Source organism: Novosphingobium naphthalenivorans NBRC 102051, from assembly GCF_001590985.1.
Lineage (GTDB): Bacteria > Pseudomonadota > Alphaproteobacteria > Sphingomonadales > Sphingomonadaceae > Novosphingobium > Novosphingobium naphthalenivorans.
The window spans coordinates 1-14,582 of sequence record NZ_BCTX01000050.1 but is presented as its reverse complement, the minus strand read 5'-3'; the positions used below and the strand labels follow the sequence as shown (position 1 = coordinate 14,582).

Genomic DNA, 14,582 nt, shown 5'->3' with positions numbered 1-14,582 from the left:
GAGCCGCAACGAACCGTCGGCACCTTGGCGCAGGCAGCAGGCCGAGACATCGGTCAGCACCGCGAACGCTCGCCGCTCGCCCATCTCAGAAAGGTTCCACCCAAGGCCTAAGTTCGATCTCCCAGGTCCAGGCGCTGCGGGGTTGGGCGAGCACCGCGAGATAGCTCTGCGCGATGGCGTCCGGATCGAGCGTGCTGTCGGGACGGTCGCGCGGATCGGGGCGGACGGCGCTCCGGACGGCGCCGTCGATCACAAAATGCGCGACATGGATGCCCTTGGGCGCCAGTTCGCGCGCGGCGCTCTGGGCGAGACCGCGAAGGCCGAATTTGCCGATCGCGAAGGTGGATGAACCCGCGAACCCCTTGACGCTGGCGGTGGCGCCGGTGAGGAGGATCGCGCCCCGGCCGAGCGGTTCGAGCCGCTTCGCCGCCTGCTGGACGACGAGGAAGCCGCCGAACGCCGACACCTCGATCGCCCGGCGCACCTCGTCGGGATCGAGGTCGACGATCGGCCCGCGAATCCGGCCCGACGGATTATAGACCACGATCTCCGGCACACCGACCCGCGCTTCCACTTCCTCGAAGAGGCGGGCCACCGCTGCCGGATCGGTGGCATCGGCCGTAAACAGGGCGGCGCCGGTCTCCTGGGCGAGGGATTCGAGCTTGCCCACGTCACGCGCGGCTGCGGCGACCTTGAGCCCGGCCGCGCTGAGAGCACGGACCAGCGATGCGCTGATCCCAGGTCCGGTGCCGACGACAAGCGCCGTGCGATAGGGCAGGGCGCTCATGCCGGAACCTCCGTCGTGGGCGCGGGTCTCGCGCGCTGATTGTAGAGGATCTTTCGCCGCCGTTCCTGTTCATCGGGCGGCAAGCTTGCCGGGTCCTCGGCCGGTCCCGCGTCGACCGCAAGCCCGCGCTGGACCGCCGGTCGCGTCGACACTTCGTCGAACCAACGCCGGACGTAGCGGAACTCGTCGAGATCGATGCCCTGCTGCTGCCAGGACACCGTCCAGGGGTAGGCGGCGATGTCGGCGATAGTGTAGTCGTCGGCAGCCAGATAGCGCCGGTCGTACAGGCGGTTGTTGAGCACGCCGTAGAGGCGATGCACCTCGTCATCGAAACGGCGCCGGGCGTAGGAGAGATCGCCGGCAGTTTCGGGCACGCGAGAGAAATGGCCGCGCTCGCCGAACTTGGGGCCCTGGTTGGCCATCTGCCAGATCACCCATTGGGTCACCTCATATTTCGCGCTGATGTCGTCCTGCGGCCAGAAGCGGCCGACCTTCTCAGCGAGGTAGAAAAGGATAGCGCCCGATTCGAAGACGCTTATCGGCGCGCCGCCGCCTTTGGGCTCGGTATCGACAATCGCCGGCATGCGGTTGTTGGGGCTGATCGCGAGGAAGTCGTCGCTGAACTGGTCGCCGCGACCGATGTTCACCGGAACGATGCGGTAAGGAATGGCGAGCTCCTCAAGCAGGATCGTCACCTTCTTGCCGTTCGGAGTCGGCCAATAATGAAGATCGATCACGGCGGTCCTTTCAGTCGAAAAAGGCGATGGTACGGAACTCGATGCTCTGGCGCGGCGGCGTGCCGGGCGGCGTGGTCGGATCGGCAAAGCCGCTATGCGGCGCGAACTGCGCGACGGAGCCGTCCGAATCCCAGCATTTGATGAGGATCGCCTCCTCGGGCGTGAGGTCGGGAACATAGAGCCAGCGCTGCGCGGGATTGTAGGCGATGCCATAGGTCTCGCCGCGGCGATGCGGGAAGATCAGGTCGGTGGCGATCAGGTCCTCCGGTGCGAAGCTACGCGCGTCGCCGAGCACGAGCGGCCAGTCGCGCGCGGGATAGCCGATCGGCCGCCAGACATTGATAATCGCCGCGCGGCCGGCAAGCAGCGCGTCGGCCTGTCCGCCCATGATCTCACGCACGCGCTTGGGTCCGGACCACAGCGTCTGGTCGACATGGACGCGCGAGGCGGGTGGCCGCGGCAGATCCAGTGTCCTGTCGTCGGAGGCGTCCTGGCTGGCACGCCGCCGGGTATGGTCGAACACCACGACTCGCGCGGCGCCGGTTACCTGCATGACGAGCGCCGCGGTTTCAGGGTGGCCGAGGGCAAGCGTCTGCGCTTCGTCGAACAGATCGCCGACTCCACTGGGCGACCGAACCACCGCGATACCTTCGACCTCAAGGCTGAGGCGGTCGGCGAAGGGGCGGGCGTTCTCGATACGGACATCATGGTCGCGATATTCACCGCGCCGCTCGGGAACGCCCTCGGGTGGCGGTCCGGCATAGGCATAGGGCTTTTCTCCCGTGTGCTCGGTAAATTGCAGAACGGCTGTCACGCTTTTCGAACCTGCCGCAGTGCGCGATGGGGAATTGGCGAGGGCATTGATGCTCATGTCTTGCCGCTCCGTGAGAATGTGAGGAAATCGTGCTGCATCACGCTGCCCGCCGTAGCTCGCTGCGGGCGAGGACGATCCGTTCCAGTTCGGAGAGTAGCTGCCACAGCCAGGCAGCATCCGGCCCCGCGCGATGACGGCCCGGGCAGCGACAGTCGGCGACCTTCTTTGCTGCCGCGATCTCGCCGCTGCCGGCGCCAAGTGCATCGACAAGCAGACTCGCGTGCTCGATCGGGGCCAATGGATCGATCCCGGCGTCCGCGTGCAGTGTCGCCCACCAGATCGCATCGATGGTGCTGTCAGCGAATAATCTGCGGCCGCAAACTGCCTTGGTGATCTCTTGCACGACCTGGCGTGGTGAGACGCCCTTGCGGTCCAGTTCGTCCGCGCTGATGCAGTGCCGCCGCGTTGCCTCCTCCGTCCAGTCCCAGTCGCGCCAGCTTGCATGCGGCCGGATCAGCCAGCTTCTGGTCCCTTCCGGTCCGCTGATAGCGACCTCGATTGGAAAGGATCTGCCGTGTCGGGGAAGGCAGCTTGCCTCGAAATCGATTGCGACAAAGTCCATTGCGTACGTCCTGAAGCGCCGCATCGCAAAGGATCTTCCAGAGTCGCCAGCGGCCTCATCTCACATATCGAATTCACCCGCGATTGCCCGCATAGAATATCTACTAATTGAGTAGGGATTAATCGTTGGGACTCGAAATGCTGGCGGCCGGCCGTGTCACAGCTGCGACGATCGGCGGCCATCGCGCTGTGGCGCTTTGGTGAGCCGATCGACCAGCTCTGGCGTCCCATAGCATTGATGGAGGATGTGATGCCCCGCGGCGACAGATCGAAAATGCGACCGGTTCAGAGCGTCGCCTTCAACTCGGCCAGTCTCGCGGTGCAGATGTCGTTGACGATCGTGCCCAGTTCCTCGACGCGCTCTCCGAGCCACCGAAGCTCCTGCTCGGTGATGCGGTAATGCTTGGAATAGCGAGCCTTCACATAGGCGTCCTTGAGCTTCTCGAACCGGGCGCGGTCCTTCTTGCTCTCGCGTGGCCAGGCCGAGACCAGCCGGATCGAAAGCCGCTCGGCCTGCGTCCGCAGAAAGTTCAGATTGTGAACGTGGGGCGTGTAGAAGGTTCTGACGAGCAAGACACAGTGATAGAGTTGCTCGCACGCTTGATGTAAATTGAACGCGGCGTGACGGTAGGATTTCTGTGAAAGGCAGAAATGGAATACCTTTTGGGAATCGACCGCCAGCGAGAACCAGTAGTCATAATATTCCTGCGCCATGTCGAACGCCTCCTGCGGCGTCTTGGGCTTGGGGGCGAGCAGGTCCTCTTCGTCCGCCTGATAGAGCGCGATGCCGTCGCGGGCGACATCCATGAAGAAATATCGGCCATGCGCCAGCCCGTCATTCACCTCCTGGAGGCTGTGGACGATGAAGTTGACGGGCGTCTTGAGCGACCTCGTGATCGCGCGTTCGCGGGTGAGCCGTTCCTCGGCTCGCTCCCAATAATCCACCCGGTCCGTCAGTTCCTTCTGGTTGACGATCACCAGCAGATCGAAATCGGATTGATATCCCTTCGCCGTATGCGGTTCATCGACCCAACCGCCACGCGCGTAGGAACCGTAGAGGATCACCTTGAGAATGCGGCCCAGCTTGCGCTGGCCGTTCGGCTTGCCATGGGCGTCCTCGAACTCCTCGAACAGGATTTGGATGACGCGGTCCAGCTCGCGCTGCTTTGCCGCTGGGAGATGGTCGAGTTCGGTGCGCATGTTACTTCGATCTCCGCCGCCTCGTTCGGTTAAGGACGGTAAGCCGGTCGAGCAGGTCAGGGGCTTTCAGATCATCGACCACATGGTCCAAGCCGGAAGCTGCGTGAAAACGTCCCTCCCAGGGGTTCAAGGTTGCGACGCCCGCCGCGACGAAATGCGTGACGTCGCGCGTCACCGCGACCATGTCGCTTTCCTCGGCTAGCACGGCGACGAACAGATCCGGCTGCCCGAACGTGTGGCCCTTCTTGCGGCCGCCCTCGATTTTCAGCCGCCATCTGAGCAGGGTATCTTCGGTTATGCTCAACGTCCGCCCGACAAACAGCGGACGCAAATTATGATCGAGCCATGTGGTGATCGAGGTCCGGCGCTCGACATCGTCGAGTTGCTCGATCCCAAAGCGGATTTCCGCGAACACGACATCGGACAGGAACAGGTCGCTTTCCTGCTGGCTGCTGACGAAAGCGACAACGCCGGGATCGGGGCGGGGCTTGCGAAGATCGGAAACCACGTTGGTATCGAGCAGGAAACCGTTCAAAGCTCCACCTCGCGCACCTGCCCGACGGTGGTAGCGCGGTCGAGATCGAGGTCGCTGAGTGGTGAGGTCGCGAGCGCTTCTACGAGCCGCCGCCCGGTCCGATCCCGGTGGTCCCTGTCCCAGGCTTCAGCCGAAACGATGATGACGGCGTCTCGCCCGTGGAGTGTTACCCTCTGGGGGCCGTCCTCCTGGGCCAGGCGCACCACCTCGCTGAAGCGGGCCTTCGCATCCTGCAACCGCCAGCGGCGGCGAGGATCCGGGTTGATCGAGGGTGCTTTGCGCGCGGCCATTTCCGCCTCATAACTGGTCATCGTGACTATATTATGGCCTATTGGCCGGTGCAATTCAACAAGCGATCGAGGCCGGCATCTGTTTTCTCACCGATCGTGGTAGGAGCGCGAAATGACCGGGGACGTGCTGATCTATGCACCGCGCGCGGTCCACCGATTTCCATGATCATTTCGGCTAGTTGGAGAACCATCGAACCAAACGCGCCAGCCGGGGAGCATCATCAAAATGCGTTGATATTGGTGAGTTCAACCGATAGCCGCCAAAGCTTCTCGGCTTCCTTTCCATCGGCTGCATAGGCTTTGACCCCGACAAACGGCGCATCAGCATCTTCCGCGCGTATCGCGACGTCGCAATCCTTGCAGTAGAGACCCCCGAGCCCGTCAAGCTGAGGCGAGGTTGCCGCCCAGACCTGCGTTGCTGCTCCCTGTTCCGGCGTTTTGAAGGTTGGATCGATCGACACTCCCGCCTCGTCGATCCAGCCTTGCGCCACCATCTCGCTCCTGGTCATGTAACGCTGCAGCGGCGTAAGAATCTTGCCCGGACTGACAGAAAATGCCCGAACGCCGCGATCGTGGGCGAGGCGGTCGAGATGAACCGCGAAGAGGGCGTCAGCGGTCTTGGATTGGCCGTAGGCAAACCACTTGTCATAGCCGTGCTCGAATTGCACATCGTCCCATCGGATGGCGGACAGATGATGCGCGGCCGACGAGAGCGCGACGACCCGGGCGCCTCCGTCGAGCAACGGCCAGAGCAGATTGGTCAGCACGAAATGCCCGAGATGATTGGTCGCGAATTGCGCTTCCCAACCCGGCCCGACTCGTGTTTCGGGACAGGCCATGATGCCGGCGTTATTGATGAGCATGTCGACATGCCGCCCCGATGCCAGCGCACGGGCAGCGAAGGAATGCACACTGGCAAGGTCCGACAGGTCAAGCGTGTCGATTTCCACGCCAGGAATGTCTCGCGTCGCGATCTTCGCCACGTCCGGTTTCCGCGCGGCGACGAGCACATCAACGCCCGCTTCGGCAAGGGCCTTCGTCGTCTCCAGACCAAGGCCGGAGTGACCGCCCGTGACAATGGCGCGCTTTCCCTTCAGATCCAGCCCCGCAAGAACTTCCGAGGCGGTCGATCGGGCATCAAAACCCGAGCCGAGGGGGTTTTGATAATCAGTCATGATCGTTCTCCAATAACAGGCAGGCCAGATCGCTGATCCTGCCTGGGGTAGAGTTAGCGATGGCAATCGAACGATCCATGCGCCAGAGTTCGCCAATCTATCGCGCTAGTTCGGATTGTTGTGATATGGACCCGTTGTCCGATGTGCTTTCCCTGTTGAGGTCCCGAAGCATAATCAGCGCGGGCCTCGATGCGGGGGGAGAGTGGGCGATCCGCTTTCCAGCCCATGAGGGTATCAAGTTCAACGCTGTCTTGCGGGGCGCGTGCTGGGTGCAGGTCGATGGCGAGTCCGAGCCGTTGCGTATTGAGGCGGGTGACTGCTTCCTGCTGACGCGCGGGCGCCCATTCCTTTTTACGACCGACAGAACGCTCCCCGCGATCGAATCCGCGACAATCTACGACCAAGCGTTGAATTGTGTCGCGACCTGCAATGGTGGTGGAGATTTCCTCCTGATCGGTGGCCGCTTTTTCTTCGATGGCAGACATGCCGAGCTGCTGTTCAACGCCTTGCCGGCCATCGTCCATGTCCGTTACGCTTCGAACCAGGCGGCGGTGCTACGCTGGTCGCTGGAACAATTGGCGACGGAATTGAAACAAGGGTTGCCCGGCGGCACACTGATGGCGGACCATCTCGCACAGATCATGCTTCTCCAGGTAATCCGGCTCTGGCTGGCCTCGGACAAGGAGAAACATACTGGTTGGCTGGGGGCGCTGGCCGATCCGCGCCTTGCGCGCGTCCTGGGGGCTATGCACGGGGAGCCAGCCCGGCGGTGGACACTCGCCGAACTGGCCGGGTTCGCTGGCATGTCCCGGACTGTTTTCGCAGGGCGGTTTCGAGATGTCGTCGGGCAGACGCCGCTTGGCTACCTCACCGGATGGCGGATGCGCCTTGCCGCCGATCGCTTGCGGCACACCGATGAGAGCGTGGCGAGCATCGGGTTCTCTGTCGGCTATGAATCCGAAGCGGCTTTCAGCGCCGCATTTCGCCGGTCGGTGGGATGCACGCCAATGCAACATCGGCGTTTGGCTGTGTAGCGCACTAGCAATTTCGAATGATTTCCTCATCTCTTCCGGTTCCGGCGTGCCCCGCTTCGCGATACCCTCGTTATCCCGCCCTAAGGCTCGACATAAATTTTGCCGAAATGGCCTGCCAGGGCCGCAGCTTCGGACGGCGATATTGAGACCCTGCTCACCGGGCCGGCTTCGATCGCCGCGGCCGCACGATCAAACAGGGCGACGCAGCGCCGGTTGTCGAACCGGGAGGTATAGAGGATGCCATCTGCGGCAGTCGTGGCGTGGATCTCGGCGCAAACCGCCCAGCTTCGGACATAGTCGATCCCATGAAGGTCCGTGAAGGACAGTCCGTGCGCCGAGACGCCGGCGTCGAGGAGTGGATAGAGTCGGAGCGGCCTTGTCGTTACCAGTTCGCTGCGCACCCGCGCCTCTACCATCGTCGAAAGAACGTGCGGAGTCGCGGGCGCGCGAACGAGGGTTTCGCCGAAGGCTGTTTCGAGAGTCCGGGCGGCATACAAAACCTTGTAGCTGCCATCGGGCGAGTCATAACGGGACAGCGGCGTCTCGCCATCTGGTCCGAAGTAGATCGGGTCATGGCCGGTACGGTGGATGCGATAAAGGCGAACGCCGGCATCGATCCGTCTCAGTCGAACGGTCGGCACGGATGATCAGGCTGCCCAGCTCGCCGCGAGCGCTGCAAGCTGCTTCAACACCCTCGGCTCCGGCCGTCTGGTCAGCGTTTGCAAGATCGTCTCGGGTTGCGCACCGAACCCTTCGAGCGGTGTGGTGAGCATCATCAGCTGCTCCCAAGGATTCATGTCATCGAAGGCCTCCAGCACAGCCTTGAGACCCTGTAGCACCTCGCCGTCGACGAACTGCGCGGCGGGATAGCGCATCTCGGCTCCATAGGGGACCCCCAGGATTTGCCGGCGCTGGCGTTGCTTGTCGATCGCGGCTGGCGTGACCCCAAACATCGCTGCGACGTCGGCGCGATCGAGCATGCCGCCCGCGCGGGCGGCCATGTCCTCGCGGAAGCGGACCGTCTTCTCGCGCGCTGCCATGATCGCTTCGAGATCGGCGGGCGATTCTGGGGCGATGTCGCGCGGCGCGATGGCCAGCGCATGGCGAAGATCAGACGTGCCCACGATATCGGCCAGCGTATCATCGCTCGCGGACTCGACCGCCTTGACGATGGCGAGCGTCAGCTTTTCGAGCGCCTTGCGCCGCAGCGTATCGTTCGTCAGGCTCGTGCTGCGACCGCCTGTTTTCCGACGCGCCGGAACGAGAGAAGCGTTGGTTGCCATCGGTGTCCTTTCTGTCTCCAATATGCCAATAGCGACAAAAAGGACAAGCGCTGATCGCCATTCCGCCGTGACAATCGCGATCCGAACTGCTATATGGCTATCGAAAGGATTTCGCGATGGAGCAGACCATCGAAACCAAAGATGCCGCAAACAAAGCACCCTGGCCCGGTCTCTCGGCCTGGCTGTGGAAGCCTTGGTATGCAAAGCTCTGGTGGCTGATGGCGGTGACGACTTGGCTCGTCGCCCTTTTCGCTCCCAAGACCCTCGTTCCTCCCGACGGAACCTTTGCGTTGGTTCTCACGCTGATCTTTCATCCATTCGCGCTCTTCTGGTACGTCGCTATCCGTGCACTTTGGGTTTGGCGGCAGCAAGTGGTTTTCCCTTGGGACCCCGGCTATACGGACGAAAGTGCCGACGGTGATCATACTGATGAACTCTATAGTGGCGACGGTATCGGCTTCCATCGCCCTATTCCGATGTCGTATATGTCCGATCCGACCGACATCCGTTCGCCTCTGAATCCCGCAAATCCGGCCTATATTGTCAGGCACCGTCACAACTGATGGCTATCTTTTCTTAAATTCAGCGTCGCCGTCTCGAGAGCTATGATCCAAATCATCAGAGAAGCGGCCCGTATCGAGAATGCTGCGCTGCTCTATACCTGTTAGCGGAGCAGACCAATCTCCTACGCCTCGGCCAGATGAGGATTGGGTTAGATATCGGTTTCTTAGACCTTGAGAGCCGAGGATTTGTCGGCTCAATTCGAGGGAGAAGGCCTTCTCAGGAGCCGCAGATTTTGTGGATGCACGTTCCGCATTGGCGATAGCTTCGCGCACGTCATAGTTTACGATGTCCATCGTTGCCATTGCGTCGATCGAGCCTGTGCCCGTATCGCTACTGCTTGCGCCGACCTGCACAGAAGCTCGCCCACTATACCCCGAAGACGTCGAATTCCCGTCCTTCGCTCCAGAACCGCGTCCTCCGCGCGAGGCCCCGCCTTCGATCTGGCCACCGACTATCGTCCCTTGTGATACCTGATGCATTGCGCTCCGCGAAATAGATCGGGTCCAACCAGTCTGCGTCATGATCGCCTGCACGTCGCGCTGGAGCGTGTCGGCAACTTGAGGCTTGAGCCGCCAATTCCCTTTGCGGTCCATCTCGAAGCCACCGCGCAGCCAATTCTCCATCGCGGCACGGCCTTCCTCACCACCGCCCATGAAATGCTCGATCGTATCGGGGCCGGCCTGCTTACCCGCCTCGAACCGCGTGCTGGTATCGTTGCGCGCTGAACGGCTGAAGTCGGTCCCGCTCGACACCAGCAGGTCATTATCAGCGAAGCTGAACCGTGCCCGCCCGCCATTGGCGATTGCGCCGAGCTGGCTCTCGTTGATGAGACCAGCCTTATACATCGCAGCGGCGGTCTGGGGCGTCAGGTTGAGGCTGAGATCACCATTCTGGTCCATGGCGATCTGTCGCTTGGTCAGGGTAACGCCGTTTTCGGCGAGCAGCCCCTGCATTCGGGTCAGACGCTCATTGTCGACGATGCGGGTCAGACGCTCGTTCCGCGCGCGATCGGCGATGCCTTCCGCGCCGCCTTCGGCCATGTCCACCTGATTGCCGGCCGTGCGGCTCAGCGCCTGGATGAAGCTGTCGAGACGCGCTGCCTCGCGCGTCGAGACACCGGCCGCAGCGGCGCCTTCGGCAAAGCCGAAATTCTCCGATTGCCGCCGCTGCTCGCCGATCCGGGCCGCATCGCGCGTGCCGCTGGTACCGACTTCGCGCTGCGCATCGAGCTTGCCCGAGCGTTCCGCGAAATCATAGCCAGCCGCCTCTAGCGTGCGGCCATAGACGCTGGTTCCCTCGCGCGCCGCCTCAGCGGTCGCACCATCAGCCGTGCCGACACTAACCGCGGCATTATAGCGCTCCAGCGCGCGCTCGACCTGACCCTCGTTCCGCCCGGTCGCGCGCGCGAGCTGGGTGATCGCGGTGCTTCGCGCTTCGCCGGAGAGCGCGTTGATGAAACCGATGCGGCGGGATGTCTCGTCCACGGGGAGGCCAAGCATCGCGGCGGCCTCGCGTTGGCCCTGGTTACTGCCAGAACGCCAAGCCTGTTCGGTCGCGACATTGGACCGCTCCACCCCGGCGACATTGTCGCCGGCATAATCGCGTCGGCCTTCCATCGCGCCGACCTGGGTCTGCGCCGCGGTGAGATCGTTCTCGAGCAAGCGCTCCTGGTCGAAGGTATTGGCGATCAGCTTCGCGAAGGTGGGATCGGACTGTGCCTCGGCAATGATCCCGGACGCCTTGAGTTCAGCATCCTTAGCGGAATAGCCGCCACGCTCGAAGTGCCGGGTCGCCGCCTGCATCATCATCCCGTAAGCCCGTTGATCGCCGAAGGCGCGCCACTGGACGAGATTCTGCGCGAAAGCGGCGAACGCCTTTTCACCGGTCTGACCTTCCCCGAAATAGGTGGTGCCGAGCGTGCGAAGCGCATCCTTTTCGGCGAACTGGTGAATAGCTGTCGTCGCAGCATTCGCCCGGACTGCCCGCGCGACCTGTGGATCCGCCAGATCGCGCCCGTTGAGGGCGGGGGCGAGCCTTCCCAGTTCCTCGGCGCCCTGAAGGCCGCCGAGAGCGAAAGCGGTGCCGCCGGATGTGCCTGGACGCTCGCCCAGGATGTGATCTGCCTGGCCGAACGCTCGGTTGGCCCCAAATGTCGATCTCTCGCCGAAATCCCCGAAGCTGGAGGATGCGGCTGCCCGCGCCCGCGTGCCGAGCGCGGAGGCCTGGGCTTCGAGTGCCGAGGCTTGTCCCTCGGTCGTCGCCATCGGAGCGGCCGCCGCCGTGCCCTGGCCGGCGACACCAAGCGCGCCCGAGGTGAAAGAGGTGAAGACATTGCCGCTGAAGCGGAACACGGTGAACACGAAGGCGCCTGCCAGGCCGGCTGCCGCTGTGCGGAAGCTGCCGAAGATCGCCAGCGCCTTCATCGCCGCCGAGGGTGCTAGCAACCACGCATTGGCGGCGAGCGCGTTCGATCGCAATTCCTCGAGCGCGGCATGGGCACGGCCCAGCGTGAGCTGATAGATGCCCGCGTCAATAACGCCCCAGAGAGCTACGAACACGAACAGGCCGAGCGCGAAGCTCGCGACCCGGAGATTGATCGGCGTCAGGATGAACAGCAGCGCGACAGGCACCATGAATAGCATGATCCCGAACACCGTCGCCCGGATCGTTGGCATCCATTCATTGGCGACCGACAGGGTCGCAAGACCGTTCGAGATCACTGCCCGGTTGGCCATGACGCGCGCCGCGCTGGCCGGCGAATCCTCGAACAGGACGTCACCAACCGTATTGCCGAGTAAGATGTGGGTCAGGAGCGCCTGAGTGGACAGCGGCTGACCGAGCATCATCTGACCCATCTCGCCCAACTGCTGGCGGCATCGGTTCATCTGTTGCGCGTCGTCGACGTTGAAGCCGGTGCGGGCGCAGATCTGCCGCGTATAGCCGTCGAACAAGGCAGGGTCGGACAGGCGATCCGAGATATGCGTCCAGGCATCGGTGCAGCTCATCGTCGTGCCGCCCTTGTCGCTCTCGGTATAGACGGTCGAGAAAGTGGCGGGTCCGGCCATCGCCGCGAAGGCGCCCGGCAGGTCCGTTGCCGTGCGGAACAGCTTGTCGTCATCGATCCCATAGGCAGCTGAAACGCGCGCCACCGGATAACATTGCCGGACATAGTCCTTGATGGTCGCGTCGAGGAAGGTGTCGGTCATGGGGCCGCGCGGGGAAACCGCGTTGAGGAAGAGATCGAAGCTGTGGCCACCCGCGCCGAACTCGATCTTCGCATCGGGGTCAATGGTATTGTCGTCGATGGTCTCGACCAGCGCCCGCTCGATCATGTTGGTCACACCCGCCACCAGCACAAGCAGATTGGGGACGCCGCCGACTGGCTGATAGGCGTTGCGGACTCGGTCATAGACATGGACCGTGCCCGTGGTGGCGATCAGCCCCACGAACAGCCCGACGCCGAACAGCATTTGGAACCCGAATGCGACCAGCCCCATTCCCGAGCCGCGCACGCTCGCCACTATCGCCCCAAGGCCGATCCCGACCGTCGCGACGATCAGCACCAGCGTCTCATATCGGGGATCAGCGAAGATCATCGAGACGAGCCGAAACGCCTCCACCGTCTCGGCGAAACCGTCATAGGTGTGGAAACTCGTATCGACGGCCAGCGCCGGCGTAGCGGCGAGCAGCGCGGGGAGGAGGGCAAGCAGTTTGGCGATGCGGCGCATGGACTTGCCTCCCGTTACTGGTTGCGCGCGGCCGCCGCGCCGGCGGCGTCGCGAGCATCGCGGTCGCGGTCGCGGATGAGGCCCGCATAGTTCGCCGACAGGTTCGCCGCCGAGAGCGCTGCCATATAGCTCTGCCGCATCTGCGCACGCTGGCGCAGCACCTCGTCGCGCAGATCCCGCAGCTGCTCGATGCCCTTGGAGAGGATGCGTGTCTGGCAGACATTGGCGTTGTTGCCATCGGCGGCACCGGCCGTGGTCGCGCCCCGCTCGGCATTACTCACCGTGAAATCGATCGTGCGGGTGAGGTCGTTGAGCATCTGATAGGCAAGCGTCAGCGCGACCAACTCGTCGGTATCGGAGATAACCGAGTCGACCACGCCCTGCCGCACGCCCCATTCGAGCATCCGGTAGATCGGCAGCGTCCGGACGTTGGCGACGAACTGGCGCTCCTCGGTGCTGAGCGCGGCGCGCGTCCTGATCTTGGTGGCGATCGATTCCATGCGCTCACGCGCAAGGATAAGCGCGCCGCGGCCGCCGCCATCCTGCGAGCAATCCGCCGCCGATGGCGGGATGTTCAGCGATCGACGCTGGACGCGCCCGGTCAGGAAATCCTGCGAGCTTTCGGTGTCCTGCGCGGGGCATTGTGGGATGGCGGTGAACAACGGAACCTTATCGGCCGGATCCCAGCGCATATAGACGTCGCCCACGCGGGCGCGCATCACGCTCGCCCAGTCGCCGGCGCCGACGCGCGAGGCAGCGTGGGATAGCAGCGACCCGGTACGGAAGATGTCCGTGACTTCCGCCGGGCAGTTGGCGAGCACATCCTTCAGATCCTCGGTCGGGTTGTTGTTGTTCGCCTGGATCTTCTCGCGGCTTTGTTGATAGCTCTTGGCAAAGCCCTCCTTGACCGACTTGTACCCCGTCATCTCCTCGATGATCCCGCCCATATTGTCGTCGCCCTTGGCGATCTGGACCATGCGGTTGGCGAGTCGGCAGTCGTTGACCTGGATACTGTTCAGGAAATTGGTGGCGGCTTCCATCTTCGAGATGATGTTCCCCATCTTCTCGTCCAAGGTTTCGAGGAGATATTGAAAGGCCACGGCGGGCGCCGCCTGAAGGATGCTCTCCAGTTTCTGGACGAGATAATCGGGGTCGAGGAAACTCATGCCGCCTAAAAACATATCGATGCCGCCGCAGCCGGCGCGCACCTTGGGAAGGCTGATCGACATCAGATAGTCGTTATGGACGTCGACCCGTCCGGACATACCGCCTGCCGTGACGTAGCCCCGGGTCTGATCCTCGAAACTGCCAGGCGAGGTATAGGTCACATTGTCGAACCAGCTTTCCGCCCAGCTCTGGGCGTGGGCCGGCGCAGCAGCGCACCAGCAGGCGAGCAGGGCGCACAACGCGGTAATCAGGCGGGGTCGAACCATGGCGGGAATCCTCTTCGCAGAAATGGTCGCGACAGCTCGCCCGCCAGCAGAGCTTGCCACGGAAAGAATGACGGGGTGTGATAATTATCCTTGTAAATTCGGAGTTGCGATCCGAATATACGAGGATGATTAAACGACGTATCAGGACGGAACTGGCCGCAAGGCTTGACGAGACGCCTGCTGTCGCCCTGCTCGGGCCGCGACAGGTTGGCAAGACCACCCTGGCTCAGGAAATCGCTGCGACGCGGCCATCTGTGTATCTCGACCTGGAATCCGAAGCCGATCGTGCGAAGATCGCCGACGCCGAGCAGTATCTCACGAGCCACCAAGACAAGCTGGTCGTTCTCGACGAGGTCCATCGCTTGCCCGGCCTCTTCCAGA

15 protein-coding genes are annotated in these 14,582 nt (G+C 63.0%); 3 read left to right on the top strand and 12 right to left on the bottom strand.

What is annotated here, in order from left to right:
• Positions 1 to 85: 85 nt before the first annotated feature.
• From NN5_RS16090 to NN5_RS16055, 8 genes are all read right to left on the bottom strand, one after another.
• Positions 86 to 787, bottom strand: coding sequence for an SDR family NAD(P)-dependent oxidoreductase (locus NN5_RS16090; RefSeq protein WP_067735465.1), 702 nt, complete (start codon positions 785 to 787; stop codon positions 86 to 88).
• On the bottom strand, positions 784 to 1,524 hold the full coding sequence (locus NN5_RS16085) for a glutathione S-transferase N-terminal domain-containing protein (RefSeq protein ID WP_067735462.1): 741 nt from the start codon (positions 1,522 to 1,524) through the stop codon (positions 784 to 786). Before NN5_RS16085 ends, NN5_RS16090 begins: the two co-directional genes overlap by 4 nt.
• 10 nt (positions 1,525 to 1,534) lie before the next feature.
• Complete coding sequence (locus NN5_RS16080; RefSeq protein WP_067735459.1) at positions 1,535 to 2,395, bottom strand: CmcJ/NvfI family oxidoreductase; 861 nt, start codon at positions 2,393 to 2,395, stop codon at positions 1,535 to 1,537.
• Between the two features lie 40 nt (positions 2,396 to 2,435).
• On the bottom strand, positions 2,436 to 2,960 hold the full coding sequence (locus tag NN5_RS16075) for a hypothetical protein (protein WP_067735456.1): 525 nt from the start codon (positions 2,958 to 2,960) through the stop codon (positions 2,436 to 2,438).
• A gap of 284 nt (positions 2,961 to 3,244) precedes the next feature.
• Positions 3,245 to 4,159: a HEPN domain-containing protein gene (locus tag NN5_RS16070; RefSeq protein ID WP_067735453.1), complete on the bottom strand. Its 915-nt coding sequence runs from the start codon at positions 4,157 to 4,159 to the stop codon at positions 3,245 to 3,247.
• A 1-nt stretch (position 4,160) separates the two neighbouring features.
• Positions 4,161 to 4,694: a type II toxin-antitoxin system VapC family toxin gene (locus NN5_RS16065; RefSeq protein ID WP_084384985.1), complete on the bottom strand. Its 534-nt coding sequence runs from the start codon at positions 4,692 to 4,694 to the stop codon at positions 4,161 to 4,163.
• On the bottom strand, positions 4,691 to 5,005 hold the full coding sequence (locus NN5_RS16060) for a type II toxin-antitoxin system Phd/YefM family antitoxin (RefSeq protein WP_245656544.1): 315 nt from the start codon (positions 5,003 to 5,005) through the stop codon (positions 4,691 to 4,693). The genes NN5_RS16065 and NN5_RS16060 overlap by 4 nt, the downstream gene beginning before the upstream one ends.
• A 200-nt stretch (positions 5,006 to 5,205) precedes the next feature.
• Positions 5,206 to 6,159: an SDR family NAD(P)-dependent oxidoreductase gene (locus tag NN5_RS16055; RefSeq protein WP_067735450.1), complete on the bottom strand. Its 954-nt coding sequence runs from the start codon at positions 6,157 to 6,159 to the stop codon at positions 5,206 to 5,208.
• A gap of 125 nt (positions 6,160 to 6,284) precedes the next feature.
• Here NN5_RS16055 and NN5_RS16050 point away from each other — a divergent pair, with 125 nt between their 5' ends.
• Entirely contained in the window at positions 6,285 to 7,193 is a 909-nt protein-coding gene (locus NN5_RS16050; RefSeq protein WP_067735447.1) for an AraC family transcriptional regulator, read from the top strand.
• An 80-nt stretch (positions 7,194 to 7,273) separates the two neighbouring features.
• Here the strand turns inward: NN5_RS16050 and NN5_RS16045 are convergent, their stop codons facing one another.
• Entirely contained in the window at positions 7,274 to 7,834 is a 561-nt protein-coding gene (locus tag NN5_RS16045) for an RES family NAD+ phosphorylase (RefSeq protein ID WP_067735444.1), read from the bottom strand.
• Between the two features lie 6 nt (positions 7,835 to 7,840).
• On the bottom strand, positions 7,841 to 8,476 hold the full coding sequence (locus NN5_RS16040) for a hypothetical protein (RefSeq protein ID WP_067735441.1): 636 nt from the start codon (positions 8,474 to 8,476) through the stop codon (positions 7,841 to 7,843).
• A gap of 116 nt (positions 8,477 to 8,592) precedes the next feature.
• Between NN5_RS16040 and NN5_RS16035 the strand changes: the two genes are divergently transcribed.
• Positions 8,593 to 9,039, top strand: a complete 447-nt coding sequence (locus NN5_RS16035) for a hypothetical protein (RefSeq protein ID WP_067735438.1) — start codon at positions 8,593 to 8,595, stop codon at positions 9,037 to 9,039.
• A 3-nt stretch (positions 9,040 to 9,042) separates the two neighbouring features.
• Here NN5_RS16035 and NN5_RS16030 read toward each other — a convergent pair whose 3' ends face one another.
• Both NN5_RS16030 and NN5_RS16025 read right to left on the bottom strand, forming a co-directional pair.
• Positions 9,043 to 12,768, bottom strand: a complete 3,726-nt coding sequence (locus NN5_RS16030; RefSeq protein WP_067735435.1) for a conjugal transfer protein TraG N-terminal domain-containing protein — start codon at positions 12,766 to 12,768, stop codon at positions 9,043 to 9,045.
• 14 nt (positions 12,769 to 12,782) lie between these two features.
• On the bottom strand, positions 12,783 to 14,201 hold the full coding sequence (locus NN5_RS16025) for a conjugal transfer protein TraH (protein WP_067735432.1): 1,419 nt from the start codon (positions 14,199 to 14,201) through the stop codon (positions 12,783 to 12,785).
• Positions 14,202 to 14,326: 125 nt separating this feature from the next.
• Here NN5_RS16025 and NN5_RS25235 point away from each other — a divergent pair.
• Positions 14,327 to 14,582, top strand: a 256-nt coding sequence (locus NN5_RS25235; RefSeq protein ID WP_157081175.1) for an AAA family ATPase, incomplete at its 3' end; no start/stop codon positions are given.

Coding starts and splice junctions, on each gene's coding strand:
- NN5_RS16090 (WP_067735465.1), bottom strand. CDS start 787: ATGAGCGCCCTGCCCTATCGCACGGCGCTTGTCGTCGGCACCGGACCT.
- NN5_RS16080 (WP_067735459.1), bottom strand. CDS start 2,395: ATGAGCATCAATGCCCTCGCCAATTCCCCATCGCGCACTGCGGCAGGT.
- NN5_RS16075 (WP_067735456.1), bottom strand. CDS start 2,960: ATGGACTTTGTCGCAATCGATTTCGAGGCAAGCTGCCTTCCCCGACAC.
- NN5_RS16070 (WP_067735453.1), bottom strand. CDS start 4,159: ATGCGCACCGAACTCGACCATCTCCCAGCGGCAAAGCAGCGCGAGCTG.
- NN5_RS16060 (WP_245656544.1), bottom strand. CDS start 5,005: ATGACCAGTTATGAGGCGGAAATGGCCGCGCGCAAAGCACCCTCGATC.
- NN5_RS16055 (WP_067735450.1), bottom strand. CDS start 6,159: ATGACTGATTATCAAAACCCCCTCGGCTCGGGTTTTGATGCCCGATCG.
- NN5_RS16050 (WP_067735447.1), top strand. CDS start 6,285: ATGGACCCGTTGTCCGATGTGCTTTCCCTGTTGAGGTCCCGAAGCATA.
- NN5_RS16040 (WP_067735441.1), bottom strand. CDS start 8,476: ATGGCAACCAACGCTTCTCTCGTTCCGGCGCGTCGGAAAACAGGCGGT.
- NN5_RS16035 (WP_067735438.1), top strand. CDS start 8,593: ATGGAGCAGACCATCGAAACCAAAGATGCCGCAAACAAAGCACCCTGG.
- NN5_RS16030 (WP_067735435.1), bottom strand. CDS start 12,768: ATGCGCCGCATCGCCAAACTGCTTGCCCTCCTCCCCGCGCTGCTCGCC.
- NN5_RS16025 (WP_067735432.1), bottom strand. CDS start 14,201: ATGGTTCGACCCCGCCTGATTACCGCGTTGTGCGCCCTGCTCGCCTGC.